Source organism: Streptomyces justiciae (assembly GCF_015163075.1).
GTDB classification, from domain to species: domain Bacteria; phylum Actinomycetota; class Actinomycetes; order Streptomycetales; family Streptomycetaceae; genus Streptomyces; species Streptomyces justiciae.
Window position 1 is genome coordinate 66281 of sequence record NZ_JADDXU010000012.1, and the last position, 12598, is coordinate 78878.

At 71.1% G+C, this 12598-nt stretch carries 13 protein-coding genes, 2 pseudogenes and 1 riboswitch; of the genes and pseudogenes, 3 read left to right on the forward strand and 12 right to left on the reverse strand.

Annotation, left to right across the window (positions count from 1 at the left end):
* Positions 1 to 92: 92 nt before the first annotated feature.
* From IQ210_RS29815 to IQ210_RS29855, 9 genes are all read right to left on the reverse strand, one after another.
* On the reverse strand, positions 93 to 1178 hold the full coding sequence (locus tag IQ210_RS29815) for a hemolysin family protein (RefSeq protein WP_194082279.1): 1086 nt from the start codon (positions 1176 to 1178) through the stop codon (positions 93 to 95).
* Positions 1175 to 2500, reverse strand: a complete 1326-nt coding sequence (locus IQ210_RS29820; protein ID WP_194082280.1) for a hemolysin family protein — start codon at positions 2498 to 2500, stop codon at positions 1175 to 1177. The genes IQ210_RS29815 and IQ210_RS29820 overlap by 4 nt, the downstream gene beginning before the upstream one ends.
* A gap of 181 nt (positions 2501 to 2681) precedes the next feature.
* Positions 2682 to 3125 (reverse strand): PH domain-containing protein, encoded by a 444-nt coding sequence (locus tag IQ210_RS29825; RefSeq protein ID WP_126270714.1) that lies wholly within the window; start codon positions 3123 to 3125, stop codon positions 2682 to 2684.
* A gap of 14 nt (positions 3126 to 3139) precedes the next feature.
* Complete coding sequence (gene hisG / locus IQ210_RS29830) at positions 3140 to 3997, reverse strand: ATP phosphoribosyltransferase (RefSeq protein WP_194082281.1); 858 nt, start codon at positions 3995 to 3997, stop codon at positions 3140 to 3142.
* 49 nt (positions 3998 to 4046) lie between these two features.
* On the reverse strand, positions 4047 to 4319 hold the full coding sequence (locus IQ210_RS29835) for a phosphoribosyl-ATP diphosphatase (protein WP_030946750.1): 273 nt from the start codon (positions 4317 to 4319) through the stop codon (positions 4047 to 4049).
* 34 nt (positions 4320 to 4353) lie between these two features.
* Positions 4354 to 4839 carry a 6,7-dimethyl-8-ribityllumazine synthase gene (ribH, locus tag IQ210_RS29840; protein WP_020128903.1) on the reverse strand — a complete coding sequence of 162 codons (486 nt, stop codon included), beginning with the start codon at positions 4837 to 4839 and terminating at the stop codon, positions 4354 to 4356.
* Between the two features lie 26 nt (positions 4840 to 4865).
* Complete coding sequence (locus IQ210_RS29845) at positions 4866 to 6164, reverse strand: bifunctional 3,4-dihydroxy-2-butanone-4-phosphate synthase/GTP cyclohydrolase II (RefSeq protein WP_194082282.1); 1299 nt, start codon at positions 6162 to 6164, stop codon at positions 4866 to 4868.
* Complete coding sequence (locus IQ210_RS29850) at positions 6161 to 6802, reverse strand: nicotinamide mononucleotide transporter family protein (protein ID WP_194082283.1); 642 nt, start codon at positions 6800 to 6802, stop codon at positions 6161 to 6163. The genes IQ210_RS29845 and IQ210_RS29850 overlap by 4 nt, the downstream gene beginning before the upstream one ends.
* Entirely contained in the window at positions 6799 to 7404 is a 606-nt protein-coding gene (locus IQ210_RS29855) for a riboflavin synthase (RefSeq protein ID WP_194082284.1), read from the reverse strand. The genes IQ210_RS29850 and IQ210_RS29855 overlap by 4 nt, the downstream gene beginning before the upstream one ends.
* Positions 7405 to 7550: 146 nt before the next feature.
* A riboswitch (FMN riboswitch) is annotated at positions 7551 to 7681 on the reverse strand.
* A 286-nt stretch (positions 7682 to 7967) separates the two neighbouring features.
* Between IQ210_RS29855 and IQ210_RS29860 the strand changes: the two genes are divergently transcribed.
* A complete protein-coding gene (locus IQ210_RS29860) occupies positions 7968 to 8720 on the forward strand; it encodes an SDR family oxidoreductase (protein WP_194082285.1) in 753 nt (250 codons plus the stop codon).
* A 45-nt stretch (positions 8721 to 8765) separates the two neighbouring features.
* Here IQ210_RS29860 and IQ210_RS29865 read toward each other — a convergent pair whose 3' ends face one another.
* The gene (locus IQ210_RS29865; protein WP_194082286.1) at positions 8766 to 9941 is read right to left on the reverse strand and encodes an ROK family transcriptional regulator; all 1176 of its coding nucleotides are present in this window, start codon (positions 9939 to 9941) and stop codon (positions 8766 to 8768) included.
* Between the two features lie 110 nt (positions 9942 to 10051).
* On the opposite strand from IQ210_RS29865, the gene IQ210_RS29870 reads away from it, so the two are divergent.
* A complete protein-coding gene (locus IQ210_RS29870; RefSeq protein WP_194082287.1) occupies positions 10052 to 11263 on the forward strand; it encodes an MFS transporter in 1212 nt (403 codons plus the stop codon).
* Here the strand turns inward: IQ210_RS29870 and IQ210_RS47375 are convergent.
* Positions 11223 to 11366, reverse strand: a pseudogene (locus IQ210_RS47375) (acyl-CoA thioesterase); the annotation flags it as partial. The gene IQ210_RS29870 and the pseudogene IQ210_RS47375 sit on opposite strands and share 41 nt — an antisense overlap.
* Between IQ210_RS47375 and IQ210_RS29875 the strand changes: the two are divergent.
* Positions 11364 to 12056 (forward strand): annotated as a pseudogene (locus IQ210_RS29875) (MFS transporter); the annotation flags it as partial. The pseudogenes IQ210_RS47375 and IQ210_RS29875 overlap by 3 nt on opposite strands.
* Here the strand turns inward: IQ210_RS29875 and IQ210_RS29880 are convergent.
* Complete coding sequence (locus IQ210_RS29880) at positions 12016 to 12474, reverse strand: acyl-CoA thioesterase (RefSeq protein WP_194082288.1); 459 nt, start codon at positions 12472 to 12474, stop codon at positions 12016 to 12018. The pseudogene IQ210_RS29875 and the gene IQ210_RS29880 sit on opposite strands and share 41 nt — an antisense overlap.
* Between the last annotated feature and the right edge of the window lie 124 nt (positions 12475 to 12598).

Consider the following 12598-nt stretch of genomic DNA (forward strand, 5'->3'; position numbering starts at 1 on the left):
CGGCCGGGGGTTTCCGCTCACCCGCGCTAGCGGGGTGCCGCTGCGCCCACCCGTGCCGCCCCAGCGGCACGACTGCCCGCAGCGGCGGCCGACTATCCGGCGAGCGCCTGCTCCGGCTCCCCGCTCGCCCGAGGTTCCGTCACCTTCACCTCCGTCGCCTCCCGGTGGGCCGGGTCCGTCACCTCGCCCACCAGGAGTTCGAGCACGTCCTCCAGGGCGACGAGCCCCAGCACCTTGCCCGACGCGTCCGCCACCTGGGCCAGATGGGTCGCCGCGCGGCGCATCACCGTCAGGGCGTCGTCCAGCGGCAACTCCGACCTGAGCGTCGTCATGGAGCGCCAGACGTGCTGCGGCACCGCGCGCTCGGACTCCTCCAGGTCCAGTACGTCCTTCACGTGCAGGTAGCCCATGAAGGCGCCGTTGTCGGCGGCCACCGGGAAGCGGGAGTAACCGGTGCGCGCGGTCAGCTCGACCACCTGGCCCGGCGTGACCGACGGGCCGACGGTCACCAGGGAGTCGCGCTGGAGCAGGACGTCGGTGACCGGGCGGGAGCCCAGTTCCAGGGCGTCCTCCAGGCGTTCCTGCTCCTCGGGGTCGAGGAGACCGGCCTGCCCGGAGTCCTCCACGAGGCGGTTGAGCTGTTCGCTGGTGAAGACCGCCTCGACCTCGTCCTTGGGCTCGACGCGGAAGAGCCGCAGGATCGCCTGGGCGCAGGCGCCGAGGGCGATCGTGATGGGCTTGCACACCCGGGCGAAGGCGACGAGGCCCGGGCTCAGCCACAGTGCGGCCTTCTCCGGGGCGGCCATCGCCAGGTTCTTCGGGACCATCTCGCCGATGACGAGGTGGAAGAAGACGACCGCGGCGAGCGCGATCACATAGCCCAGCGGGTGGATCATGCCGTGCGGCAGGTGGATCCACTCGAAGACCGGCTCCAGCAGATGCGCGACGGTCGGTTCGGCGACCGCGCCCAGCGTCAACGAGCAGACGGTGATGCCGAACTGGGCCGCCGCCATCATCTGGGGCAGCCGCTCCAGGCCGTACAGCACCTGGCGGGCGCGGGCCGTGCCGAGCGGTTCGATCTGGCTGCGGCGGACGGAGACGAGCGCGAACTCGGCGCCGACGAAGAAACCGTTGGCGAGCACGAGCAGCCCGGCGAAGAGGAGTTGGAGCACGCTCATCGGGCGGCCTCCACGACGACGCCCGTACGGACCAGGCGGACCCGTTCGGCGCGGTAGTGGCCGACGCGGCGCACCGACAGCCGCCAGCCGGGCAGTTCGGCCCGGTCCCCGACGGCGGGAATCCGGCCGAGCAGGTCGGCGACCAGGCCTGCGACCGTCTCGTACGGTCCCTCGGGCACGTCGAGGCCTATCCGCTGGAGGATGTCGACCCGGCAGCTGCCGTCGGCGTCCCAGGCGGGGCGGCCGTCCTCGGGCGGGGCGGCGGCGAGTTCGGGCACGTCCTGACCGTCGTGCTCGTCACGGACCTCGCCGACGATCTCCTCGACGATGTCCTCCAGGGTGACCACTCCCGCCGTACCGCCGTACTCGTCGACGACGACGGCGATCGGCTGCTCGCTGCGCAGCTGGGCGAGGAGCGGCTGGACCGGGAGGGTCTCCGGGACCAGCAGCGCGGGGCGGGCGATCCTGCCCACCGGGGTGCGCAGCCGCTCGTGGGTCGGAACGGCCAGCGCGTCCTTGAGATGGACCATGCCGACGATCTCGTCGATCTTCTCCCGGTAGACCGGGAAGCGAGACAGACCGGTCGCGCGGGTCAGGTTCACGACGTCCTCTGCGGTCGCCGACGACTGGAGCGAGCTGACCTTCACGCGCGGGGTCATGACGTGCTGCGCGGTGAGTTCGGCGAGCGACAGGGTCCGCACGAACAGGTCGGCCGTGTCCTGCTCCAGCGCGCCGGCCTGCGCCGAGTGCCGGGCCAGGGAGACGAGTTCACCGGGGGTGCGGGCGGAGGCCAGCTCCTCGGTGGGCTCGACGCCGAGGGCGCGGACGAGCCGGTTGGCGACCGCGTTCAGTGCGGCGATGACCGGGCGGAACAGGCGCGCGAAGGCGTGCTGCGGGCCGGCGACGAAGCGGGCGACCTGCAACGGCTTGGAGACCGCCCAGTTCTTGGGCACGAGTTCGCCGATCACCATCTGCACGGCGGACGCGAGCAGCATGCCGATGACGACCGCGACACCGGAGACGGCGCCCTCGGGGATGCCGATCGCGGTGATCGGGCCGTTCAGCAGCTCCGCGAGCGCCGGTTCGGCGAGCATGCCGACGACGAGGGAGGTGATGGTGATGCCGAGTTGGGTGCCGGAGAGCTGGAAGGAGAGCTCCTTGAGCGACTCGACGACCGTACGGGCGCGTTTGTCGCCCTCGGCAGCGGCTTTCTCGGCGTCAGGGCGTTCGACCGTGACGAGGCCGAACTCGGCCGCGACGAAGAAGCCGTTGGCGAGAATCAGCAGGAAGGCGGCTGCGAGGAGCAGCAGGGGGATGGTCATGATGCCGCCGCCTCACCGGTATGTCGGGAGGGGGCGGCGCAGGTACTACAGGACGATCCGTCCATCGCTGGAGGGAATCACTCCTCGGGTAGCGGTCGGGCCGCTGAGGGCCGGTCGGGACATCAGCGGCGGAGGCGCGACGAAAACGCCTCCGCCAACAGATTAATCAAGACAGGGCCCTCTACGGCAGATCCCTTGTGCCGCGGGCCTCGACGAGCGCCCGCAGGGCACGGGCGTCGGTGATGGCCTGCTGCTTGGCGATGCCGGGCTGGATGCCCAGGGCGGGCAGGCTGGTGCCGTCGCTGAGGTTGAGGAACACCCACGGGTCGCCGGGGCGGAGGTTCACCTGGATGATCTCGGCCCAGTCCAGGCGGCGCCTGGAGGCGATGTTCACCACGGTGACACCGGAGTCGTCGGCGACCACCTTCACGCGGGCGAGCATGGCCAGCACGCCGAAGATGAGGGCCGCGGTGAAGATGAAGCTGAGCCGCTCACCGGGGCCGAGCTTCTCCAGGAGCAGCGCGATCGCGGTGATCGTGGCGAAGATGGCGACACCGGCGGTGAGCAGGACGGCCCGGGTGCGGCCGGGGCGGAAGGTGACGGGGAGGGCGGGAACGTCGGACATGGCGGTGGGGTCCCTCAGAGACGGCAGGCGTGGATGGCCGTCGTCAGGATGGCCCGCGCGCCGATGTCGTACAGGTCGTCCATGATCCGCTGCGCCTCCTTGGCGGGGACCATCGCGCGGACGGCGACCCAGCCCTCGTTGTGCAGCGGGGAGACGGTCGGGGACTCCAGGCCCGGCGTGAGGGCGACGGCCTTCTCCAGCTGCTCGACGCGGCAGTCGTAGTCCATCATCACGTAGGTCCGGGCGACGAGGACGCCCTGGAGGCGGCGCAGGAACTGCTGCACCTTGGGCTCGTTCTCCGAGGAGGTGTCCGCGTCCGTGCGGCGGATCACGACCGCCTCGGACTTCATGATCGGCTCGCCGAAGACCTCCAGGCCCGCGTTGCGCAGCGAGGTGCCGGTCTCGACGACGTCCGCGATGACCTCGGCGACGCCGAGTTCGATGGCGGTCTCGACGGCGCCGTCGAGGTGGACGACGGAGGCGTCGACGCCGTTGTCGGCGAGGTGGCCCTCGACGATGCCCTCGTAGGAGGTGGCGACCGTCTTGCCCTTGAGGTCCTGGACGCCGGTCGCGGTGCCGGGCTTGGCGGCGAAGCGGAAGGTGGAGCGGGCGAAGCCGAGCGGGAGGATCTCCTCGGCCTTGGCGCCGGAGTCGATGAGCAGGTCGCGGCCGGTGATGCCGATGTCGAGGCGGCCGGAGGAGACGTAGATCGCGATGTCGCGGGGGCGGAGGTAGAAGAACTCCACCTCGTTCTCCGGGTCGACGATCCGCAGTTCCTTGGACTCGCGGCGCTGCTGGTAGCCGGCCTCATGCAGCATCTCCGCCGCAGGGCCTGACAGGGAACCCTTGTTGGGGACGGCGATGCGCAGCATGAGGTCGGCTTCCTTTGCGTGATGGGGTGAATTTACGGAACTGGCTGATTTACAGGTGGGCGTACACGTCGTCCAGCGAGATGCCGCGGGCGACCATCATCACCTGGACGTGGTACAGCAGCTGCGAGATCTCCTCGGCAGCGGCCTCCTTGCCCTCGTACTCGGCGGCCATCCAGACTTCGGCGGCTTCCTCGACGACCTTCTTGCCGATGGCATGGACGCCCTTGCCGACCAGTTCCGCGGTGCGGGAGGTGGCGGGGTCGCCGTGTGCGGCCTTGTGCTGGAGCTCGGTGAAGAGCTCCTCGAACGTCTTATTGGACATGGTGACGCTCAGCCTATGCCACACCCGCCGTCCGTCAGCGCCACGGTTCAGATACTGAGCGGAGGGTGGCCGCGGTCGCCACCGCTGCCGTCACCGCCTCGTGCCCCTTGTCCTCGTTGGAGCCCTCCAGCCCGGCCCGGTCCAGGGCCTGCTCCTCGGTGTCGCAGGTCAGCACGCCCATGCCGACGGGGACGCCGGTCTCGACGGAGACCTGGGTGAGGCCCTGGGTGACGCCCTGGCACACGTACTCGAAGTGGGGGGTACCGCCGCGGATCACGACACCGAGGGCGACGATCGCGTCGTAGCCCCGCCCGGCCAGCACCTTGGCGACGACCGGGAGCTCCCAGCTGCCGGGGACCCGGAGCAGGGTCGGCTCGTCGATGCCCAGGTCGTGCAGGGCGCGCAGGGCGCCGTCGACCAGTCCGTCCATCACCTTCTCGTGCCACTGCGCCGCGATGACGGCGACCCGCAGGTCACCCACGTTGCGTACGGACAGCTCCGGTGCACCCTTGCCGCTCACGTTCTCAGGTCTCCTAGGAAGTGGTTCTACTGGTTGTTGCAGGCCGACACGGGGGCCGCGGGGGCGGTGTCCAGCCAGGGCAGGTCGTGGCCCATCCGGTCCCGCTTGGTGCGCAGGTAGCGGAGGTTGTGCTCGCCCGCCTGTACGGGCATCGGCTCCCGGCTGTTGACCTTGAGGCCGTGGCGCAGCAGGGCGTCGGACTTGTCGGGGTTGTTGGTCATCAGGCGGACGCTCGTGACCCCGAGATCCTTGAGGATCTGCGCGCCGGCACCGTAGTCCCGGGCGTCGGCGGGCAGGCCGAGTTCCAGGTTGGCGTCGAGGGTGTCGCGGCCGCGCTCCTGGAGCTCGTACGCCCGCAGTTTGGACAGCAGTCCGATGCCGCGCCCCTCGTGACCGCGCAGGTAGACCACCACTCCCCTGCCCTCGCTCTGGATGCGGTCCAGGGAGGCGTCGAGCTGGGGGCCGCAGTCGCAGCGGGCGGAGCCGAAGACATCGCCGGTCAGGCATTCGGAGTGGACGCGGACCAGGACGTCCTCGCCGTCGCCGATCTCACCGTGGACGAGGGCGACATGCTCGACGCCGTCGACCGTGGAGCGGTAGCCGTACGCCGTGAACTCGCCGTGGGCGGTGGGCAGCTGGACCTCGGCCTCGCGGCGGACCGTGGGCTCGGCGGAGCGGCGGTAGGCGATCAGGTCCTCGATGGAGATGATCGTCAGGCCGTGCTTGCGGGCGAACGGGATCAGCTCGGGCAGGCGCAGCATCCGGCCGTCCTCGCCGGCGATCTCGACGATCGCGCCGGCCGGGCGCAGGCCCGCGAGGCGGGCGAGGTCGACGGCCGCCTCGGTGTGGCCGTTGCGGACCAGCACGCCGCCGGGCTGGGCGCGCAGCGGGAAGACATGGCCGGGGCGGACGAAGTCCGAGGGTTCGGCGTCGCCGCTCGCGAGCAGCTGGAGCGTGGTGGCGCGGTCGGAGGCGGAGATGCCGGTGGTCACGCCGTGGGCGCCGGAGGCGTCGACGGAGACGGTGAACGCCGTCTTCATCTGCTCGGTGTTGTCGTCGACCATCTGCGGGAGCCTCAGCCGGTCCAGCTCCTCGCCCTCCATGGGCGCGCAGATCAGGCCGCGGCACTCGCTCATCATGAAGGCCACGATCTCGGGCGTGACCTTCTCGGCCGCGACGACGAGGTCGCCCTCGTTCTCCCGGTCCTCGTCGTCGACGACGACGATCGGGCGGCCGGCCGCGATGTCGGCGATGGCCTGCTCGATCGGGTCGAGCGCGAAGTCCTCGATGCCGTCCGTGCTGTACAGGATCGTTGCGGTGCTCATGCCGGCGCTCCTTCCAGAGCGGGCCGCGCGGCCGTGCGGGAGCGCAGCCACCAGTCGCGCATGCCCCACAGGACGAGCGCGCCGTAGATGACGTAGACGAAGCCGGAGAAGGCGTAACCGTTGGCGAAGTTGAGGGGGACGCCGACCAGGTCGACGAGGAGCCAGGCGATCCAGAACTCGACCATGCCGCGCGCCTGGGCGTACATCGCGACGATGGTGCCGACGAAGATGTAGGCGTCCGGCCAAGGGTCCCAGGACAGGCTCGGGTACGCCTTGAACAGCAGGGCGACGGCGACGGTACCGACGGCCGCGGCGGCGGTCATCGCGCCGCGCTCGCGCCAGGTGGCGAAGCGGGGGGCGATGTGGCCGTCGGCGCTCTGCCCCTTGTTGCGGTTCCACTGCCACCAGCCGTACAGCGCGACGGCCATGACGACGACCTGCTTGCCGGCGCTGCCGGTCAGATGGCCGTAGAAGGCGCCGAAGAGGACGAGGCCGGAGAGGAACTGCACCGGCCAGGTCCACAGGGAGCGGCGCCAGCCGAGGGCGAGGGTGATCAGGCCGAGTATGTTGCCGATCATGTCCGACCAGAGGATGTGCTGGCCGAAGAGGGTGAACGCCTCGGTGTTGAGCGAGTTCACCGGCCCGCTCCCTGCGTGCTCGCGAGCAGCCGCTCGACGTACTTGGCGACGATGTCGACCTCGAGGTTGACCGGGTCGCCGGGCTGCTTGTGGCCGAGCGTGGTCAGGTCGAGGGTGGTCGGGATGAGGCTGACCGTGAAGTAGTCGGGGCCGGCGTCGACGACGGTGAGGCTGATGCCGTCGACGGTGATGGAGCCCTTCTCCACGACGTAGCGCGAGAGCTCCGCGGGGAGCGAGACCTTGACGATCTCCCAGTTCTCGGAGGGCTTGCGCTCCAGCACCTCGCCGGTGCCGTCCACGTGGCCCTGCACGATGTGTCCGCCGAGGCGGGCGCCGACGGCCGTGGGGCGTTCGAGGTTGACGCGGGAGCCGGCGGTCAGGGTGCGCAGGCTGGAGCGGACGAGGGTCTCCGCCATGACGTCGGCGGTGAACTCGTCGCCCTCGTGCTCCACGACGGTGAGGCAGACGCCGTTGACGGCGATCGAGTCACCGTGCTTCGCGCCTTCGGTGACGACGGGGCCGCGCAGACGGAAGCGACAGGCATCGCCGAGGTCCTCGACGGCCGTGACCTCGCCCAGCTCTTCGACGATTCCGGTGAACACTTCCCGGGTCCTCCTGCCACATAGGGGCACGGACTCCGGGGCTGTCGATGACGACAGAATGAACGAGCAGGAACACCGGGGGCGACGCCGGACAGAGTCGTCCACCAGGACGAACACTTACGGCGGCGCGCACGAATGCCCGCCCGCCGCGCACTGCCTCCCATCCGGACTTTAACCGTCGGTCCAGGAATTTCACCTGGTCAACCGGCCGCTGGAAGCGGTCGGGTCGCGGACTGTAACCGCCGGTTCGGACTTTCACCGACCCCGGAGTGCGCTGCTTCTGGTACAGAGCCAGTGTGCCACGGCTGATCGTGGTCCATACGGGTGAGTTGTGTGGAGTGGCTCACAGGTGCTGTGACTGGACTTCTCAACCCGGTCCGACTGTAAGACTCTTTGGTCTAGTCCTTTTTGGATCACCACGGACCGGCCCGGCGGCGGTGACGACGGCCCTTGCCCGCCGCCGGGCCTTCAGGCATGTCACATTTCCCGGCGGGTATTCGGTCCTAGCTTTCGGAGGCGACTCCATCGGGGAGCGCCGACGTGGCACAAAGGGGCTGAACAGCATGACCACGATCCTGGTGACCGGCGGCACCGGCACGCTCGGCCGGCTCGTCGCCGAGCGGCTGCGGGCGGACGGACACGAGGTGCGGGTGCTCAGCCGGCACGCGCAGCCGTACGCCGTCGATCTGCGCGAGGGCGGCGCCGCGCTGGACGCGGCCGTCACCGGCGTGGACACGATCGTGCACTGTGCGACGACGCAGACGGGCGGGGACGAGAAGGCGGCGGCTCAGCTCATCGCGGCGGCGCGACGGGCGGACGTCGGGCACCTCGTCTACATCTCGATCGTCGGCGTCGATCAGGTGCCGTTCCCGTACTACCGGGCCAAGCTCGCGGTGGAGAAGCAGATCGAGGAGTCGGGGCTGGGGTGGACCGTGCTGCGGACCACGCAGTTCCACGATCTGCTGGTGATGTTCTTCAACGCGGTGTCCCGGGTGCCGGTGATGCTGTTGCCGGCCGGGGTGTCCGACCAGCCGATCGAAGTGGCGGAAGTCGCGGGGCGGCTGGCCGAGTTGGCGGTGGGGTCGCCTGCGGGGCGGGTGGAGGACATGGGCGGTCCTGAGGTGCGGTCGTTCGAGGAGTTGGCGCGGGCGTATCTGAAGGCGACGGGGCGTGGGCGGCGGATCGTCAATGTGCGGTTGGCCGGGAAGGCTTATCGGGAGTTCCGGGCGGGTGGGCATCTGGCGGTGGAGCGGGCCGTCGGGAAGGGGACGTTCGAGGAGTATCTGGCTCGGCGGTTCCCTGGTAGGGCCGTGTGAACAGTGCGGGCCGGTGGGGGCTTGTCGCGCAGTTCCCCGCGCCCCTTAAGAGCCTTGGCGCTCTGGTGGGCTGAAAAGTTCTTCTTGGGCTCGCTCCCTTGCCGTAAGCAGCGCGCCCCGCAGTACCGCCGCGCCGCCCAGGACACTCGACCGCACCTCCGTCGGCAGCGGTGACATGCGGCGGACGCGCTTCTCGACTCGCGCCGCCAGTTCCTCGCCGCCCGCCTGACCCACCTCGCCGCCCAGCACCACGCAGCCGGGGTCCAATACGGCGACCACGGCGGAAACGCCTACGGCGAGGCGGTCGGCGAGGGCGTCCAGGAAGGGCGGGACCGCCGCTCTCACCAGCGCGGCGGCGACCGGCTCGTCCCCGGCCGCCTCCGCCACCACCCCGTACTCAACCGCCAACTCCGCGATCGCCGCCGACCCCGCCAGTGAGTGGAACCCGCCCTCGCACCCCGTCGCCGACGGCAGCCCCGTCGTCCCCGGTACCGGCAGGAAGCCGATCTCCCCCGTGCCGCCGGACGCACCGCGTCGCAGGGAGCCGTCCAGGACCACCGCCGCGCCCGTGCCGTGGCCGAGCCACAGCAGGACGAAGGTGTCCCGGTCCTTCGCCACGCCGTCCCGTTGCTCCGCCAGGGCCGCCAGGTTCGTCTCGTTCTCGACGTGGACCCGAGCCTCCGGGAAGCGTTCCTGGAGGGCGGCGACCAGGCGGCGGTGCCACTCGGGCAGGCCCGTGGAGTTCCGGAGTTCACCGGTGGCGGGGTCGATGAGGCCGGGGGCGCCGATGCCGACGGTGTGGAGGCGGTCGGCGCCGGCCTCCTTGGCGACCCGTTCCACCAGGGCCACCGCCTGCTCGACCGCGGGGCCGGTGCCGATGTCCCCGGCGATCGGGACCGAGGACTCGGCCAGCACCCGGCCCAGCAGGTCGGACACGACGACCGAGACGCCCTCGGTGCGGACGTCGAGCGCGGCCAGATGGGCGCGGTCGGCGACGATGCCGTACAGCTTCGCGTTCGGCCCGCGGCGCTGCTCGCCCGACTCCCCGACCACCTCGATCAGCCCGGCCGCGGCGAGGCGCTCGACGAGGTCGGCGACCGTCGGCCGGGACAGGCCGGTGAGCTGCTTCAACTGCCCTGCCGTCAACGGCCCTTCCCGCTGGAGCAGGCTCAGGGCGAGCCGGTCGTTGATGGCCCGGGCGGTGCTGGGGGATGCGGGCATGCCGGGGATCCTTCCAGATCGGCGGCTGGTGACGCTCTATCTATCAGGCAGGGTCCCTGATAGTTTACGTCGCCGGTGGGGTCCACAGGCCGCGGAGGGGCGGGGCGAGTATGAGTGACGTGCTGTACGACGAGCGGCAGGTGAAGCGCGCCCGGTACGCCGTGGCCGCCGTCTTCGCCGTGCACGGCGGCGTCACCGGATCGTTCGCGACGCGCGTGCCGTGGATCCAGGACCACGCCTCGGTGAGTGCGGGTCAGCTCGGTCTGGCGCTCGCCTTCCCCGCGTTCGGCGCGTCCGTGGCCATGCCGTTGGCGGGCCGGATCAGCCATCGCTTCGGCGCCCGTAACGCGCTGCGCGGCCTCATCTCCCTGTGGACGCTGTCCCTGGTCCTGCCGTCCGTCGCCCCGAATCTGGTGGCCCTGTGTCTGGCGCTGTTCGTGTACGGCGCCACGGCGGGCATGGCGGACGTGGGCATGAACGCGCTCGGCGTCGAGATCGAGAACCGGCTCGGCCGGTCGATCATGTCCAGCCTGCACGGCATGTGGAGCGTGGGCACCCTGATCGGCTCGGCGGCCGGCACCCTCGCCGCCCACCTGGGTTCGGACGCGCGGCTGCACCACGCGCTCGCGGCGGCCGTCCTCACCTGTCTCGGCCTGCTGTCCTGCCGCTGGGTGCTGGACCTCCAGCCCGCCGAGGACGAGGAGCCGCCGCCCCGCTTCGCCCTGCCGCCGAAGTCGGCGCTGCTCATCGGTGCCGTGGGCTTCTGCGCGGTGTTCGCGGAGGGCGCGAGCCTGGACTGGTCGGCGGTCTATCTGCGGGACCAGTTGGAGACCTCGGCGGGGCTCGCGGCGGCGTGCACCACCGGCTTCACGCTGACGATGGCGGTCGCGCGGCTCGCCGGCGACCGGATCGTCGACCGGTACGGGTCGGTGCGCACGGTCCGGGCGAGCGGGGTCCTCGCCGCGCTCGGCGGACTGCTGATCGTCACCTCCCGCAACCCGGCGATGGCGATGACCGGGTTCGCGCTGATGGGGCTGGGGATCGCGGTGGTCGTGCCGCTGTGCTTCGCCGCCGCGGGCCGCAGCGGCTCGAACCCGAGCCTGGCCATCGCGGGCGTCGCGACGATCACCTACACCTCTGGCCTGGTCGCGCCGAGCGCGATCGGCACCATCGCCCAGGCGACCAGCCTGCTGGTGTCGTTCATCCTGGTGACGGTCCTGGCGAGCGGCCTGGTGGCCTTCGCGAACGTGCTGCGGGCGGGCGACCGGGACCGGCCGAAGATCAGTCCTCCGGCCGCAGCAGTTCCCGACCCACGGCCCTGAAGCGCTCGCTCCACGGGGCCGGGCGCAGCGTCTCGGAGTCCAGCCGTACGAGGACCCGGGCACCCCGCGCGTAGGTCACCGCGCCGTCCTGCGAGCAGAAGCGGCCGTCCTCACCTGTCTCGGCCTGCTGTCCTGCCGCTGGGTGCTGGACCTCCAGCCCGCCGAGGACGAGGAGCCGCCGCCCCGCTTCGCCCTGCCGCCGAAGTCGGCGCTGCTCATCGGTGCCGTGGGCTTCTGCGCGGTGTTCGCGGAGGGCGCGAGCCTGGACTGGTCGGCGGTCTATCTGCGGGACCAGTTGGAGACCTCGGCGGGGCTCGCGGCGGCGTGCACCACCGGCTTCACGCTGACGATGGCGGTCGCGCGGCTCGCCGGCGACCGGATCGTCGACCGGTACGGGTCGGTGCGCACGGTCCGGGCGAGCGGGGTCCTCGCCGCGCTCGGCGGACTGCTGATCGTCACCTCCCGCAACCCGGCGATGGCGATGACCGGGTTCGCGCTGATGGGGCTGGGGATCGCGGTGGTCGTGCCGCTGTGCTTCGCCGCCGCGGGCCGCAGCGGCTCGAACCCGAGCCTGGCCATCGCGGGCGTCGCGACGATCACCTACACCTCTGGCCTGGTCGCGCCGAGCGCGATCGGCACCATCGCCCAGGCGACCAGCCTGCTGGTGTCGTTCATCCTGGTGACGGTCCTGGCGAGCGGCCTGGTGGCCTTCGCGAACGTGCTGCGGGCGGGCGACCGGGACCGGCCGAAGATCAGTCCTCCGGCCGCAGCAGTTCCCGACCCACGGCCCTGAAGCGCTCGCTCCACGGGGCCGGGCGCAGCGTCTCGGAGTCCAGCCGTACGAGGACCCGGGCACCCCGCGCGTAGGTCACCGCGCCGTCCTGCGAGCAGAAGCGGAAGCCGTACGTCAGCCCGGTCGTGCCGAGCCTTTCCAGCCAGAGGTGGACGGCGTAGCCGCCGGTTTTCGTCACCGGCGCCTCGTACGAGATGCGTAGTTCCTTGACCGCGTTGCAGGCGTCGCCGGCCGCCGCCCAGTCGCCCTCGAAGTGGATGCCGTACTCCTGCCACAGCTCGGTCCAGGCCTGCTCGACCTTGAGCGGGTAGCGGGCGTTGTGCAGGAGGCCGAGCGCGTCCAGGTCGTCGAAGTGGACGGTGACGGGGATCAGCCGGCCGTGGGTCACAGCGGGGGCGGTCGGGGCTTCGGCGGTCACGGGTGCTGCTCCAGGGATGTACGAGAGGGACTCCCTCATGCTAAGCGGTCGCTCACCCCCTGGTGGCCCCCGGGGCGGTGACCTGGGCGGATCTCCCTGACAATGGTCCGGACATCCGCACGTA